At 65.7% G+C, this 13043-nt stretch carries 14 protein-coding genes; 4 read left to right on the forward strand and 10 right to left on the reverse strand.

The window, feature by feature from the left end:
* Nucleotides 1-18: 18 nt before the first annotated feature.
* Together AC0GNR_RS12270 and AC0GNR_RS12275 are read left to right on the forward strand one after the other, a co-directional pair.
* On the forward strand, nucleotides 19-780 hold the full coding sequence (locus tag AC0GNR_RS12270) for an alpha/beta fold hydrolase (RefSeq protein WP_472901240.1): 762 nt from the start codon (nucleotides 19-21) through the stop codon (nucleotides 778-780).
* Nucleotides 777-1553, forward strand: coding sequence for a heparan-alpha-glucosaminide N-acetyltransferase (locus AC0GNR_RS12275; RefSeq protein ID WP_472901241.1), 777 nt, complete (start codon nucleotides 777-779; stop codon nucleotides 1551-1553). The genes AC0GNR_RS12270 and AC0GNR_RS12275 overlap by 4 nt, the downstream gene beginning before the upstream one ends.
* On the opposite strand, the gene AC0GNR_RS12280 is transcribed toward AC0GNR_RS12275, so the two are convergent.
* From AC0GNR_RS12280 to AC0GNR_RS12305, 6 genes are all read right to left on the reverse strand, one after another.
* Complete coding sequence (locus AC0GNR_RS12280; RefSeq protein ID WP_472901242.1) at nucleotides 1554-2204, reverse strand: GntR family transcriptional regulator; 651 nt, start codon at nucleotides 2202-2204, stop codon at nucleotides 1554-1556.
* Nucleotides 2201-3589, reverse strand: a complete 1389-nt coding sequence (locus AC0GNR_RS12285) for an aspartate aminotransferase family protein (protein WP_472901243.1) — start codon at nucleotides 3587-3589, stop codon at nucleotides 2201-2203. The genes AC0GNR_RS12280 and AC0GNR_RS12285 overlap by 4 nt, the downstream gene beginning before the upstream one ends.
* A gap of 176 nt (nucleotides 3590-3765) precedes the next feature.
* On the reverse strand, nucleotides 3766-5106 hold the full coding sequence (locus AC0GNR_RS12290; protein ID WP_472901244.1) for a glutamine synthetase family protein: 1341 nt from the start codon (nucleotides 5104-5106) through the stop codon (nucleotides 3766-3768).
* A 194-nt stretch (nucleotides 5107-5300) separates the two neighbouring features.
* Nucleotides 5301-6080: a peptidylprolyl isomerase gene (locus AC0GNR_RS12295; RefSeq protein ID WP_472901245.1), complete on the reverse strand. Its 780-nt coding sequence runs from the start codon at nucleotides 6078-6080 to the stop codon at nucleotides 5301-5303.
* A 136-nt stretch (nucleotides 6081-6216) separates the two neighbouring features.
* Nucleotides 6217-6495, reverse strand: coding sequence for a BolA family protein (locus AC0GNR_RS12300; protein ID WP_472901246.1), 279 nt, complete (start codon nucleotides 6493-6495; stop codon nucleotides 6217-6219).
* A complete protein-coding gene (locus tag AC0GNR_RS12305; RefSeq protein WP_472901247.1) occupies nucleotides 6492-7040 on the reverse strand; it encodes a septation protein A in 549 nt (182 codons plus the stop codon). Before AC0GNR_RS12305 ends, AC0GNR_RS12300 begins: the two co-directional genes overlap by 4 nt.
* Before the next feature lie 156 nt (nucleotides 7041-7196).
* Here AC0GNR_RS12305 and AC0GNR_RS12310 point away from each other — a divergent pair, with 156 nt between their 5' ends.
* Together AC0GNR_RS12310 and AC0GNR_RS12315 are read left to right on the forward strand one after the other, a co-directional pair.
* Nucleotides 7197-7655, forward strand: a complete 459-nt coding sequence (locus AC0GNR_RS12310; RefSeq protein ID WP_472901248.1) for a hypothetical protein — start codon at nucleotides 7197-7199, stop codon at nucleotides 7653-7655.
* 94 nt (nucleotides 7656-7749) lie between these two features.
* The gene (locus AC0GNR_RS12315) at nucleotides 7750-8736 is read left to right on the forward strand and encodes a YcjF family protein (protein ID WP_472901249.1); all 987 of its coding nucleotides are present in this window, start codon (nucleotides 7750-7752) and stop codon (nucleotides 8734-8736) included.
* Between the two features lie 51 nt (nucleotides 8737-8787).
* On the opposite strand, the gene AC0GNR_RS12320 is transcribed toward AC0GNR_RS12315, so the two are convergent.
* The 4 genes from AC0GNR_RS12320 to AC0GNR_RS12335 all read right to left on the reverse strand — a co-directional run bounded on the left by AC0GNR_RS12320 (nucleotide 8788) and on the right by AC0GNR_RS12335 (nucleotide 12936).
* Nucleotides 8788-9813 carry an LLM class flavin-dependent oxidoreductase gene (locus tag AC0GNR_RS12320; RefSeq protein ID WP_472901250.1) on the reverse strand — a complete coding sequence of 342 codons (1026 nt, stop codon included), beginning with the start codon at nucleotides 9811-9813 and terminating at the stop codon, nucleotides 8788-8790.
* A gap of 179 nt (nucleotides 9814-9992) precedes the next feature.
* Nucleotides 9993-10913 carry a cysteine synthase A gene (gene cysK / locus AC0GNR_RS12325; RefSeq protein ID WP_472901251.1) on the reverse strand — a complete coding sequence of 307 codons (921 nt, stop codon included), beginning with the start codon at nucleotides 10911-10913 and terminating at the stop codon, nucleotides 9993-9995.
* Between the two features lie 25 nt (nucleotides 10914-10938).
* Entirely contained in the window at nucleotides 10939-11355 is a 417-nt protein-coding gene (gene msrB, locus AC0GNR_RS12330; RefSeq protein WP_472901252.1) for a peptide-methionine (R)-S-oxide reductase MsrB, read from the reverse strand.
* A gap of 60 nt (nucleotides 11356-11415) precedes the next feature.
* Nucleotides 11416-12936, reverse strand: coding sequence for a protein adenylyltransferase SelO (locus AC0GNR_RS12335; protein WP_472901253.1), 1521 nt, complete (start codon nucleotides 12934-12936; stop codon nucleotides 11416-11418).
* Between the last annotated feature and the right edge of the window lie 107 nt (nucleotides 12937-13043).

Genomic DNA, 13043 nt, shown 5'->3' on the forward strand with positions numbered 1-13043 from the left:
TTGTCCAGGAGAACACCGATGCATGCACCTGCCCCGTTCAATCAAAGCGCGCAACCCGCTGTGGTGCTGGTGCACGGCTCGTGGCACGGTGCCTGGTGCTGGCGCCGGGTTTTGCCGCTGTTGCGGGGCGCTGGGGTGGACGCGCACGCGGTCACGCTCACGGGTGTGGGCGAGCGGGCCCACCTGCTGAGCCCGGCCATTGACCTGCACACGCACATACAGGATGTGATCGGGCTCATCGAGGCCGAAGAGCTGCAGCGGGTGGTGCTGGTGGGCCACAGCTACGCGGGCATGGTGATCACCGGCGTGGCCGACCGGCTGCAGCGCGAGCGCCCGGGCTTGCTGGCGCATCTGGTGTACCTGGACGCGGCGCTGCCACACCCCGGCGACAGCTGGAGCAGCCACCACGCGCCTGAGACGAAGCAGGCGCGCATGGCCGCCGCCCAACCCAGCGGGGGCCTGAGCTTTCCACCGCCCGACGCCGCGCTGTTTGGCCTGGAAGGCGCCGACCGCGACTGGGTGAACCGGCGCCAGACGCCGCAGCCCTTCAAGCTGTACCAGCAGCCGCTGGACTTTGATGCCGAGCGCGTGGCCGCTGTGCCGCGCACCTTCATTGACTGCACGATGCCCGCGCTGGCCACCATTGCGCCGTCGCGCGCGCGGGTGCGCAGCGAACCGGGCTGGCAGGTGCTGGAAATGGCCACCGGCCACGACCCGATGGTGAGCGAGCCGCAAGGGCTGGCCGACCTGTTGCTGCGCATCCAGCGCCAGGCGGCATGAGCGTGCGGGTGCCTGAGCCAAGTCGCGCAACGGGGCGGCTGGACCGCATTGACCTGCTGCGCGCTGCCGCCATGCTCTGGATGACGGCCTTTCATTTCAGCTTTGACCTGAACCACTTTGGCCTGATTCAGCAAAATTTTTACAACGATCCGTTCTGGACCTGGCAGCGCACCGCCATCGTGAGCGGCTTTCTGTTCACCGCCGGCTTGTCGCAGGCGGTGGCGCTGCACCGGGGGCAGAGCTGGCCGCGTTTCTGGCGCCGCTGGGCGCAGGTGGCGGGGGCCGCGTTGCTGGTCACGGTGGGGTCGGTGGTGATGTTTCCCAACAGTTTTATTTACTTTGGCGTGCTGCACGGCATTGCGGCCATGCTGATCGTGGCCCGGCTCACCGCCGGCTGGGGCGCCTGGCTGTGGCTGCTGGGTGCACTGGCGGTGGCGCTGAAATGGGCCGCGCCGTGGCTGATCGGCGCCATGCCGGCGCTGGAGGTGTTCAACACGCCGTGGCTGAACGGGTTGGGTTTCATCAGCCGCAAACCCATCACCGAAGACTATGTGCCGCTGCTGCCGTGGCTGTGCGCGGTGTGGTGGGGCATGGCTGCTGGGCAATGGGCTCTGAAACACCGGCCCGCTTGGTTGGGCTCGGCCGATGCGCCTGCGGGCGGGGTTCGCCGAGGCTTGGTCACGCTGGGGCAGTGGAGCCTGAGCTACTACCTGCTGCACCAGCCGGTGCTGATGGGCCTGGTGGGTGCTTTCGTGTGGCTGCGCGGCAGCTGATCAGCCCACGCAAAACGGCCGCAGAAACTGCGCGGCCACGAACAAGTCGCGCTCGATCGCCCGGCGCACGCCGGCGCTGTCTTTGCGCTGCAGGGCCTGCATCGCGCCGCCATGCGCATCGTTGAGCACGGCGCTGGCGCCTTCGGCTTCAAACAGACGGTTGGACAGCGGCCCCACCTTGAGCCACACGGTTTCAATCAGCGCCATCAGCGTGGGCGAGCCGGCGGCCTGGTAAAGGCGCAGGTGAAACGCCTCGTTGGCGTCGAGGTAGGCCGTGGCGTCACCGGCGGTCAGGGCTTCGCCCATGCGCCGTTCCAGTGCGATCAGTTCGTCCAAGCCGGCGCTGTCCAGGCGGTGGGCGCCGCGCTCGGCGGCCTCGCCTTCGAGCAGCAGGCGCATGCTCAACACGTCGTCAAACTCGGCCACCGAAAGCCGCGGCACCAGCATGCCGCTGTGGGGCACGTTGACCAGCGCACCTTCGGCCGCCAGGCGTTGCAGCGCGGCGCGCACCGGCATGACGCCGGCGCCGAGCTGTTGCGCAATGTCGTGAATTTTCAGCCGCTCACCCGGCAAAAATCGGCCCACCGTGACCCACTGGCGCAGGCGCAGGTAGGTGCTGTCTTGCTGGGTGGGGGCGGGCGCGGCCTTCATGCGGCTGGCACCGCGGTGGTGATCTCGCCCAGCACCGCGTCCAGGGCGTCCAGCAGCTGGGCCACGTGGGCCGGGGTGGTTTGCGGGCACACCAGCATCATGTTGTGAAACGGGGTGATCAAAATGCCCCGGTTCAGCAGCCCCAGGTGGATCAGGTGCTCCAGCTCGCCGTCGAGCACGCGGTCGGCCTCACTGCCGTTGGTGGGCGGGGTGGCGCAAAACTGAAACTCGGTGCGCGCGCCCACCTGGGTGACGCACCACGGCAGGCGGTGCTTTTGCAAAACGCCTTGTAGGCCGCTGGCCAGCGCCTCGGCCTGGGTGAGCATGTGGTCGTAGGCGCTGGGCGTCATCACCTCGGTGAGCGCGGCGCGCATGGCGGCCATGGCGAGCATGTTGCCGGTGAGCGTGGTGCCGATGCCGCTGTGGCCGGGCGGGGCGTCTTGCTTGGCCAGCATGGCGCGCTGGGCCAGGCTGGCGCTCATGCCGTACACCGCGCAGGGCACGCCGCCGCCCACTGGCTTGCCCAGCACCAGCGCGTCTGCCTGTATGCCGTGGGCGCGCGCGTAGCCGCCGGGGCCGGTGCTGATGGTGTGGGTTTCGTCCATCACCAGCAGGGCGCCGTGTTGCTTGATGAGCGCTTGCGCAGCGGCCCAGAAGCCGGGTTCGGGCAGCACCATGCCGATGTTGGTCATCACCGGCTCGGCCAGCACGCAGGCCACTTCGCCTTGTTTGAGCGCGGCTTCCAGCGCTGGCAGGTCGTTGAACTCGACCACCACCGTGTGCTCGGTGAGGTCGTGTACCTGGCCGAGCAGGCTGTTGCGCTGCACCGGCTGGCCGCCCACCAGATCGACAAACACGTCTTCAATGGTGCCGTGGTAGCAGCCGTTGAACACCAGCAGCTTTTTGCGCCCCGTGGCGGCCCTTATCCAGCGCAGGGTGTAGCGGTTGGCGTCGGTCGCGCTCATGGCGAACTGCCAGAAGGGCAGGCCAAAGCGCTCGCTCAGGGCCTGGCCCACGGCGGCGGCGTCTGCCGTGGCCAGCATGGTGGTGTAGCCGCGCGTGGCCTGCTGCACCAGCGCGGCGGCCACCGGCGCGGGCGCGTGGCCAAACATGGCACCGGTGTCGCCCAGGCAAAAGTCCACCAGGCTGTGGCCATCCACGTCGGTCACCACCGCGCCGCTGGCGCGGTCCACGTGCAGGGCAAAGGGCGTGCCCCAGTCGTTCATCCAGTGCAGCGGCACGCCAAACAACAGGTGCTGCTGCGCCTGCGCCGCCAGCTCGGCCGACTGCGGGTTGCGTGTCGCGTAGTGGGCCCGCTCACGGGCCAGAAAGGCCTGGGCGCGGGGCCAGTCAATGCCGGTGCGGGGATGGGTTTCGTTTTGCATGGGGCTTCAATCGTTTTTCAAGCTGGCATACCGTTCGGTCTCAGGCGCGCGTGTCTTCGTTCCAAGGCACCCGTGGAACCGCCCTTCGTCACGCTCAGGGCGGGCCACCAGGTGCGCAACCCTCCCGCCGCAGGCGAGAGAGGGGAAAGCCGCGCAGCGGCACACGGGGTGTCTGCCTAAACCAGCAGCAACAGGTGTTCGCGTTCCCACGAGCTGATGACCCGGTTGTAGGTGGCGTATTCCAGTTCTTTCACGGCCAGAAACGCGTCGACAAACGCGCCGCCCAGCACCTCGCGCAGCGGCTCGCAGGTGCGCATGCGGCGTATCGCATCTTCCAGGTGGTTGGGCAGTTCGTAGTCCATGTCCCAGGCGCTGCTGCGCATGGGCGCGGTGGGCTCCAGCGCCTGTTTCATGCCCAGGTAACCGCAGGCCAGCGTGGCGGCCATGGCCAGGTAAGGGTTCACGTCCACGCCGGGCACGCGGTTTTCCAGGCGGCGGTTGGCGGCGTCGGACTCGGGCACGCGAATGCCGCAGGTGCGGTTGTCAAAGCCCCACTGCACATTGATGGGCGCCGACATGTTGCGTGAGAGCCGCCGGTACGAGTTCACATAGGGCGCCAGCATGGGCATGACCAAAGGCACATAGCGCTGCAAACCGGCGATGTAGTGGCCAAACGCCGGGCTCACCGAGCCGTCGGGCAGGCTGAAGATGTTGTGGCCGGTCTGGCTGTCCAGAACGCTCTGGTGGATGTGCATGGCGCTGCCGGGCTCGGCTTCCATCGGCTTGGCCATGAAGGTGGCAAAAATACCGTGGCGCAGAGCCGTTTCCCGCACCGTGCGCTTGAACAGAAACACCCGGTCGGCCAGGTCCATCGGGTCGCCGTGGGTGAAATTGATTTCCATCTGGCCCGCGCCGGCCTCGTGAATGAGCGTTTCAACGCCAAGGCGGTGCACCTCGCAAAAGCGCGACAGCTCCAGAAAGAAGGGGTCGAAGTCGTTCACCGCGTCGATGGAATACGACTGTCGCCCGGCCTCGGGCTTGCCGGTGCGCCCCAGGGGCGGCTGCAGCGGCTCGTGCGGGTTTTGGTGGCGGGCCACCAGGTAAAACTCCATCTCGGGTGCCACCACCGCTTGCCAGCCGCGCGCCGTGTAGCGGTCCAGCACACCGCGCAACACGCTGCGCGGTGACAGTGCCACGGGCCGGCCGTCAAACTCTTCGCAGTCGTGAATGATCACCGCCACCTGCTCGGCCGCCCAGGGCACCACGCGGGCGGTGCTCAGGTCGGGCACGCACACCATGTCGGGGTCGGTGTCGCCCACAAAGGCGGTGTTGTCGGGTTGCTGGCCGTTCACCGTGTTCAGCAGCACGCTTTTGGGTAGGCGCATGTGGCCGGACTTCAAAAACAGGTCTTTGGGCAAAATTTTGCCGCGCGCAATGCCGGTCATGTCCGGGATCACGCATTCCACTTCTTGGATGCGGTGCTGGGCGAAAAAGTCTTTGAGGGAATCGGTGTTCATCGGTCTGGCCTGGTGGTGCTTCACACCGCAGGTGCAATGCTTATTTGATCAAATAAAAGCCAAATTATGAACAATGATCGGGTTCAACTCAATATTTGATCAAATTTGAGTGGCGCTTGGATGTTGAGTGGACGAAAAAAAACGCGGCCTGGGCCGCGTCTTGGGGTGAAGAACGCTGCTTGGCAGCGCCAAGCTCACTCCACCTTGGCTTTTTCGCGCAGCTTATTTTGAAACTCAGACAGCTTCTGCTGCTGCATCTGCTGGGCAATTTGCGGCTTGACCTCGTCAAAGGCGGGCAGCTGAGCCTGGCGCACGTCGTCCACGCGGATGATGTGCCAGCCGAACTGGCTCTTCACCGGCGCAGCGGTCATCTGGCCTTTGTCCAGCTTCACCATGGCTTCGGAAAACTCCGTTACGTAGCTGCCGGCTGCAGCCCAGTCCAGGTCGCCACCGTTGGCGCCGGAGCCTGGGTCTTTGGACTGCTTTTTGGCAATATCTTCAAAGCTGGCACCGCCCTTGATGGACGCGATGATGGCCTTGGCTTCGTCTTCTTTTTCCACCAGGATGTGGCGGGCACGGAATTCCTTGCCAGCGTTGGCCGCGGCAAACTTGTCGTATTCGGCCTTGATGTCGGCGTCGGTCACCGGGTTTTTCTTCTGGAAGTCGGCAAACAGCGCACGGATCATGATGGTCTGGCGGGCCAGTTCCATCTGGGTTTTGTATTCGGCAGTGGCTCCAATACCGCGCTTCTGGGCTTCCTGCATGAAGATTTCACGCAGCACCACCTCTTCTTTCAACTGGGCGCGCACCGTGTCGTCCACCGGACGGCCCGAAGCGGCCACCTGCTGTGCCAGCGCTTCCACGCGCGCGGTAGGCACGGCCTTGCCATTCACGATGGCCACGTTTTGGGCCGCAGCCCAGGGAGCGGCTGCAATCAAAGCGGCCGCGGTCAGGGCCGTCAGGGAGAATTTCATGGTGTTCCTCGGGGTGAAAAAAGGTGGGAGCCGCCGCACAGGGCCGGGTTTCAGCAAACAGGTATCCAAACGTAGGCAGGTAGTTCAGGCCAGAGCACGCTTTTTAAAGCCCCGCTGTTCGTGGCCCAGCCAGGGCTCAAGCCTTGATTTCAATGGCCAGTGCGTGCATGCCTGCATCGGTGAATTTTTGCAGCGCATCATACACAAGGCGGTGCTGTGCCACGCGGCTGCGCCCGGCAAACGCGGGGCCGCCAATGCGCACCCGAAAGTGGGTGCCGTAGCCCATGCCGTTGGAGCCTGCATGGCCGGCGTGGTCGGCGCTTTCGTCCAGCACTTCCAGCAGCGTGGGCGACAGCGCTTCACGCAAGCGGGCTTCCAGCGCCGGAGCGGTGGGAATGAAGTCTTGATCGCTCATGATTTTTCGGCCTCGTTGCCGTCGTCTTTGATGTAACGCGCGATGTAAAGGCCTTGGCCAATGATGAACACCACCGGGAAGATGTAGCCCCAGAGCTTGAAGTTCACCCAGTCTTCGGTGGAATAGTAGGCCGCCACATAGCCGTTGATGGCCGCCATGAACAGGAAATAAGCCACCCAGATGACCGTGAGCCGCCCCCACACGGCAGTGGGCAGCGTGAGCTGGCTACCCAGCAAAATTTGCAGGAAGTTCTTCTTCCAGCCCCAGAGCGCCGCGCCTAGCACGATGGCCATGCTGGCGTAGAGCACGGTGGGCTTCCATTTGATGAAGCGCTCGTCTTGCAGCACCAGGGTGAGCACGCCAAACACCAGCACCAGCACCAGCGTCACCTTTTGCAGGGTCTGCAGTTTGCGGTCAATGCCGTAAATGATGCCGGTCTGCAACACCGTGGCGGCCATGAGAACGGCGGTGGCGGTGTAGATGTCGTGCAGCTTGTAGGCTGCGACAAAAAGGGCAATGGGGAAAAAGTCAATAAGAAAACGCATGGGCGGATTATCGGGCTTGCGCGGTTGACCGATGGTGCGGCCCAAGATGGGCCCACAGTTTGCCCAGCCGTTGCCGATAAGAAAACCATCAGAGCCTGCACCTGGCCGAACGCAGGTGCACCGCGCATTCTTTGTTTCCCTGTGTGAAGGTGGTTTATGAGCGACGACGACCAGTTTGAGAGTTTCAAGGTGTCCCTGGCGGGGTTTCTGGGGCAGACCAACGCCCTGGTGGACCGGGTGCTGTCAGACGAGGCGAGCAAGTCGCACCTGATGCCGCTGGTGCCCTGGGTCAGCGAAGTCATGTCGGCTTCGCTGGAGACCGACTTCATGGAAAAAGTGGCGCTGGCTTACTGGTCGCGCATGGGCATGACGTCGACGTCGACCCCGGCGCGGTTGAAAATTTTGGAGCTGGACGGTCTGGCGGTCGCCATCCGCCACAGCCTGGCGCCGGAGGGCGAGTCGAAGGACGGCACGTCCACCTTTGCGCAGATTCACCTGTTGAGCGTGTGCAGCCTCACGGTGGGCAGCCTGCTGGACGCCATTGGCGAGATGTTTCCCCTGGTGCGGGGTATTTTGCGGTCCACCCAGGACGCAATTGACGTGGCGCGCAGCTGAGGGGTTGGGCGTCTGCCCGTCCTGTGCCCGTGTGGAACTTGGTGCGGTAACTGGGCTCTATGCTTCAGTTCGTTAACCCAACACCGCTACACACATGGACACCCTGGAACAAAAGTCGATTCTCTCAGTGGCCTTGCTGGCCGCATTTGCCGACGGCCACAAGGCCGACACCGAGCGCGAAGCCATTCGCCGGCTGGCCGACACGCTGGGCCACGAATCCGGCGGGGCTGGGCTGGCCCAGCTCTACCAGGACGTGCTGCTGCAGCGCGTGTCGCTGGCCGACGCCGTGGCCGGCCTGAACGGGCCGGGGCAACGCCAGCTGGCCTATGAAATGGCTGTGTGCGTTTGCGACGCCGATGGGCGCCAGAGCCCGGCCGAGGCCAGCTTTCTCGCCGACCTGAAAGCCCGCCTGAACCTGGATGCGGGTGAGGCGCAGGCTTTTGAGGCGGACGAGCGTGCGTTGCTGAACGCGACCGACGCCGCTGTGCCCGTGGTGGTTCCAGCAGCACCGGCCACCACCAGCGCCCCAGTGGCACCGGCACCGGCACAGCAGGTGCAGGCCGCACTCGACGCCGATCTGGACAAATCCATCCTGAAATACGCCATGCTCAACGGGGCGCTGGAGTTGCTGCCGCAGTCGTGGGCTTCCATGGCCATCATTCCGCTGCAGGTGAAGATGGTCTACGGCATTGGCAAAGCCCACGGTGTGGAGCTGGACCAGGGTCACATACGCGAGTTCATCGCAGCGGTGGGCGTGGGCCTCACGTCGCAATACCTGGAGCAGTTTGGCCGCAAGCTGCTGGGTGGCCTGCTGGGCAAAGCGGCCGGGCGCACGGTGGGCCGACTGGGCGGGGCGGCTACCGGCATGGCGTTTTCGTTTGCCACCACCTACGCGCTGGGCCAGGTGGCCAAGCGCTACTACGCGGGCGGGCGGGTTATGAGCACCGCCTTGCTGCGCGAAACGTTTCAAAACCTGCTGGGGCCAGCCAAACAGATGCAGGCGCAGTACCTGCCGCAGATCCAGCACCAGGCACAAACGCTGGACGCGGCCAAGGTGCTGGCCATGGTGCGGGGCGCCTGACAAAAAACGAAACGCTGGCGGTGCCAACCGCTGGCTTGGCGGTCAGGTGCTTCAGTGGGCCGCAGCCAAGGCCTCGCCAGCCATGGCCGCTGCCGCAATGCTCAGCGAGCGCAAACGCAGTTCGGGTTCATACACATCGCTCACCAGCATGAACTCGTCGGCCTCGGTGGCTTGCGCCAGCGTGTTGAAGCCTTCGCGCACGGTTTCAGGCCCGCCAATGACGGCGGCGGCCAGAAAGTCGGCAATGCCGGCGCGCTCCTGGGGGTGCAGGTGCTGCATGAAACCGTGCACCGGCGGTGGCAGTTGGCCACGCCGCCCGGTCAGTATGCCCAGCACGCGCTGGTAGGTGCTGCTGGCCAGGTAGTCGGCTTCGTCGTCGGTGGGCGCGGCAATGAGGGGCACGCCGACCACGGCGTAGGGCTTGTCCAGCGTGGCCGACGGCCGGAACTGGCTGCGGTACACGTCGAGCGCCTGCAGCAGCAAGCGCGGGGCAAAGTGCGAGGCAAAGGCGTAGGGCAGGCCGCGCTGGGCCGCCAGTTGTGCTGAAAACAGGCTGGAGCCCAGCAGCCAGATGGGCACGTTGGTGCCCGCGCCGGGCATGGCAATGAGGCGCTGGCCGGGCTGTGGCAGCCCCAGCAGCTGCTGCAGTTCGGCCACGTCTCGCGGAAAGTCGGCTTCGGTTTCCACCCGGTCGCGGCGCAGGGCGCGCATCGTCAGCGGGTCGGTGCCGGGGGCGCGGCCCAGGCCCAGGTCGATGCGGTTCGGGTACAGTTCGGCCAGCGTGCCAAAGGCCTCGGCCACCACCAGCGGCGCGTGGTTGGGCAGCATGACGCCACCCGAGCCGACGCGGATGCGCTGCGTGCCGCCCGCAATGTGGCCCACCAGCACCGCGGTGGCCGAGCTGGCAATGCCACTCATGTTGTGGTGCTCGGCCAGCCAGTAGCGCTTGAAACCCAGCGTTTCAGCGTGCTGCGCGGTGCGCAGCGCCACGGCCAACGCGTCGGCCACGCTGCGGCCTTCGCGCACGGCCACCAGGTCGAGCATGGACAGGGAAATGTTGTTTAGTGCGTTGGTCATTGGTTCTCCATGGCGCCGAAGCGCCGCCATCCGGCAAGCTCAGCACGCCCCGGCGCAGGGGCGCCGCCCGTCACGCACGAGGCCAAGCCACCCAGGGGCACCGCCGGGCCGGCTCCGCCAGACGGCCAGTGCCGCCCACCTTGAGGGGGGTGACGCGAAGCGGCGCGGGGGGTGCTTCTTCATGCCGGCAGAAAGCCGTCCACCGACAAATAACGCTCGCCGGTGTCGTAGTTGAAGCCCAGCACCACGGCGCTGGCTGCCAGGTCGGGCAATTTTTGGGCAATGGCGGCCAGCGTGGCACCCGACGAAATGCCCACCAGCATGCCTTCTTCGCGGGCGCAGCGGCGGGCCATTTCGCGGGCGGGTTCGGCGTCCACCTGGATCACACCGTCGAGCAAGGTGGTGTCTAGGTTGCCGGGAATGAAGCCCGCACCGATACCCTGAATGGGGTGCGGCGCCGGGCTGCCGCCCGAGATGACGGGCGACGCCACCGGCTCCACCGCGTACACCTTGAGCTGCGGCCAGTGGGCTTTGAGCACTTGGGCGCAGCCGCTGAGGTGGCCGCCCGTGCCCACGCCGGTGATGAGGGCGTCGATGCCCTCGGGGAAGTCGGCCAGGATTTCCAGCGCGGTGGTGCGTGCATGCACGGCGGTGTTGGCCGGGTTGTTGAACTGCTGGGGCATCCAGGCGCCGGGTGTGGCGGCCACGATTTCCTCGGCACGGGCAATGGAGCCCTTCATGCCTTTTTCGCGCGGCGTGAGGTCAAACGATGCGCCGTAGGCCAGCATGAGGCGGCGCCGCTCAACCGACATGCTGTCGGGCATGACCAGAATGAGCTTGTAACCCTTGACGGCGGCCACCATGGCCAGGCCAATCCCGGTGTTGCCCGAGGTGGGCTCAACGATGGTGCCGCCGGGCTGCAGGGCGCCGCTGGCCTCAGCGTCTTCCACCATGGCCAGGGCAATGCGGTCTTTAATGGAGCCGCCGGGGTTGCTGCGCTCGGACTTGATCCACACCTGCTGGGTGGCGCCGGCAAACAGCCGCTGCAGGCGCACATGCGGCGTGTGGCCGATCGTTTCAAGGATGTTCTGGGCTTTCATGGGGTGTCCTGTTCGGGGCTTCAGCTTATTTGCCGCTTGGGGTCTGGTGGTCGAGCGAGGCCGAGTTCATGCAGTAGCGCAGGCCGGTGGGCGCCGGGCCGTCTTCAAACACGTGGCCCAGGTGCGCGCCGCACTGGCTGCACACCGTTTCCACGCGGGTCATGCCCAGGCTGCGGTCGGTGATTTCGGTGATGGCGCCCGGAATCGCCTGGGAGAAGCTGGGCCAGCCGCAGCCGGCGTCAAACTTGGTGCCGGCGTCAAACAGGTGGTTGCCGCAGCAGATGCAGTGGTAGCTGCCGTCGGTCCAGACCTGTTCAAATTTCCCGGTGAACGGGCGCTCGGTGGCGGCGTGGCGGGTCACCTCAAACGCATGGCGCTCGGCGCCTTTGCTGGCTAGCAGGTCGCGCCATTCGGCTTCGGTTTTTTCAATCGGGTAGGTCATGTCAATCTCCTCAGGGGAATCGGTGCGCTCATGTGAAGGGCAGGGTACCGCACTCGCGGTTCAAGACGAGCAGCTGATTTCAATCTGTGCAGCCCACTCGGGCGGAAAGTCGGCCAGGTCGTCGCAGCCGGGCAGGGCGTCAAATGGTTGTTCCAGCGCCGCCTGCAAGCGCTGCAGACGAGAAAAATCGCCCTCGCGGGCACGCTGAATGGCGATTTCACCCAGGTGGTTGCGCAGCACCACCTGCGGGTTGGTGCGCAGCATGCGGGCCTGGGTGCCCAGCGGGTCAAAGCCGGGCTGGCTTTGCAGCCGGCTGCGCCAGTTTTGCGCCCAGACGTCAAACGCCTCGCGCTGCAAGAACAGGTCTCGCACGGGCTCCAGGGCGCGGCGGGCCTCGGCTTCTGCCGCGCCGGCTGCCGCAAAACCTGCCACGGCGTGGCTCAGGCGGCGCCAGGCGATCGTGAAGTCCACCGCGTCTTTGGCCATGAGTTGCATGAACTGCTCGGTCAGCGCTTCGTCACCGGGTTGCACGCTGTCCAGGCCCAGTTTGGCGCCCATGCGCTGTTGCAAGGCGGCCGGAAACACGGTTTTGAAGGGCTCCAGCGCGTCAAGTGCCTCTTGTTGCTCGTCCATCAGCGGCAGCAGGGCCTGGCCCAGACAAAACAGGTTCCAGTAGGCGATGTTGGGCTGGCGGTGGTAGGCGTAGCGGCCACCGCTGTCGGTGTGGTTGCAAATGTGGGCGGGGTTGAAGGCGTCCATGAACTGGAACGGACCGTAGTCGATGGTCATGCCCAGGATGCTCATGTTGTCGGTGTTCATGACCCCGTGGCAAAAGCCCACCGCCTGCCATTGCGCCACCGTGTGGGCGGTGCGCTCGCTCACGGCTTCTAGCAGATGCGCATAGGGATTGCCACTGCGTTCCAGGCAGTGCGGGTAGTGGTGGGCGATGACGAAATCGGCCAACTGGCGCAGCTGGGCGTGTTGCCCGCTGTGCGAGAAATGTTCGAAATGGCCGAACCGGATGAAGCTGGGTGCGGTGCGCGTCACCACGGCGGCGGTTTCGATCTCTTCGCGGCGCACCGGCGCGTCGGAGCCGGTGATGCACAGCGCCCGGCTGGTGGGAATGCCCAGCGCGTGCATGGCTTCGCTGCACAGAAACTCGCGGATGGAGCTGCGCAGCACGGCCCGGCCGTCGCCCATGCGCGAATACGGCGTGAGCCCGGCGCCCTTGAGCTGCACTTCTTGCGGGCCTTGTGGCGTGGCCAACTCGCCCAGCAAAATGGCCCGCCCGTCGCCCAGCTGGCCTGCCCAGTGGCCAAACTGGTGCCCGCTGTACACACTGGCCAGCGGGCGCATGCCGGGCAACAGCCGGTTGCCGGTGAAGGTGTGCAGGGCTTCGTCGCTCTGGAGCCAGGCGGGGTCCAGGCCCAGTTCACGCGCCAGGTTCAGGCTGGTGCCCACCCAGTAGGGTGCGGGCAAGGGGGTGGGGCGCAGTTCGGTGTGAAAGTCGGGGCCGAGTTCGGCGAACCGGTGAGACCAGTGGCTGGGGTGGTCAGCTAGGGGAGCAATCATGGGTTTCATTGTCTCCCAGACGACTTGAGCCCACACCTGAGCGGGCTTTCGGGGGCAACCCGGGGGCGGCCCGCAGGCCGGGTGCGGCATGATGACAGCTGTCGCTTTAAATTCGT

It is taken from the genome of Hydrogenophaga sp. LT287 (genome assembly GCF_055702805.1).

Coding starts and splice junctions, on each gene's coding strand:
- AC0GNR_RS12285 (WP_472901243.1), bottom strand. CDS start 3,589: ATGCAAAACGAAACCCATCCCCGCACCGGCATTGACTGGCCCCGCGCC.
- AC0GNR_RS12335 (WP_472901253.1), bottom strand. CDS start 12,936: ATGAAACCCATGATTGCTCCCCTAGCTGACCACCCCAGCCACTGGTCT.
- AC0GNR_RS12310 (WP_472901248.1), top strand. CDS start 7,197: ATGAGCGACGACGACCAGTTTGAGAGTTTCAAGGTGTCCCTGGCGGGG.
- AC0GNR_RS12280 (WP_472901242.1), bottom strand. CDS start 2,204: ATGAAGGCCGCGCCCGCCCCCACCCAGCAAGACAGCACCTACCTGCGC.
- AC0GNR_RS12270 (WP_472901240.1), top strand. CDS start 19: ATGCATGCACCTGCCCCGTTCAATCAAAGCGCGCAACCCGCTGTGGTG.
- AC0GNR_RS12315 (WP_472901249.1), top strand. CDS start 7,750: ATGGACACCCTGGAACAAAAGTCGATTCTCTCAGTGGCCTTGCTGGCC.
- cysK (WP_472901251.1), bottom strand. CDS start 10,913: ATGAAAGCCCAGAACATCCTTGAAACGATCGGCCACACGCCGCATGTG.
- msrB (WP_472901252.1), bottom strand. CDS start 11,355: ATGACCTACCCGATTGAAAAAACCGAAGCCGAATGGCGCGACCTGCTA.
- AC0GNR_RS12290 (WP_472901244.1), bottom strand. CDS start 5,106: ATGAACACCGATTCCCTCAAAGACTTTTTCGCCCAGCACCGCATCCAA.
- AC0GNR_RS12300 (WP_472901246.1), bottom strand. CDS start 6,495: ATGAGCGATCAAGACTTCATTCCCACCGCTCCGGCGCTGGAAGCCCGC.
- AC0GNR_RS12305 (WP_472901247.1), bottom strand. CDS start 7,040: ATGCGTTTTCTTATTGACTTTTTCCCCATTGCCCTTTTTGTCGCAGCC.
- AC0GNR_RS12295 (WP_472901245.1), bottom strand. CDS start 6,080: ATGAAATTCTCCCTGACGGCCCTGACCGCGGCCGCTTTGATTGCAGCC.
- AC0GNR_RS12320 (WP_472901250.1), bottom strand. CDS start 9,813: ATGACCAACGCACTAAACAACATTTCCCTGTCCATGCTCGACCTGGTG.
- AC0GNR_RS12275 (WP_472901241.1), top strand. CDS start 777: ATGAGCGTGCGGGTGCCTGAGCCAAGTCGCGCAACGGGGCGGCTGGAC.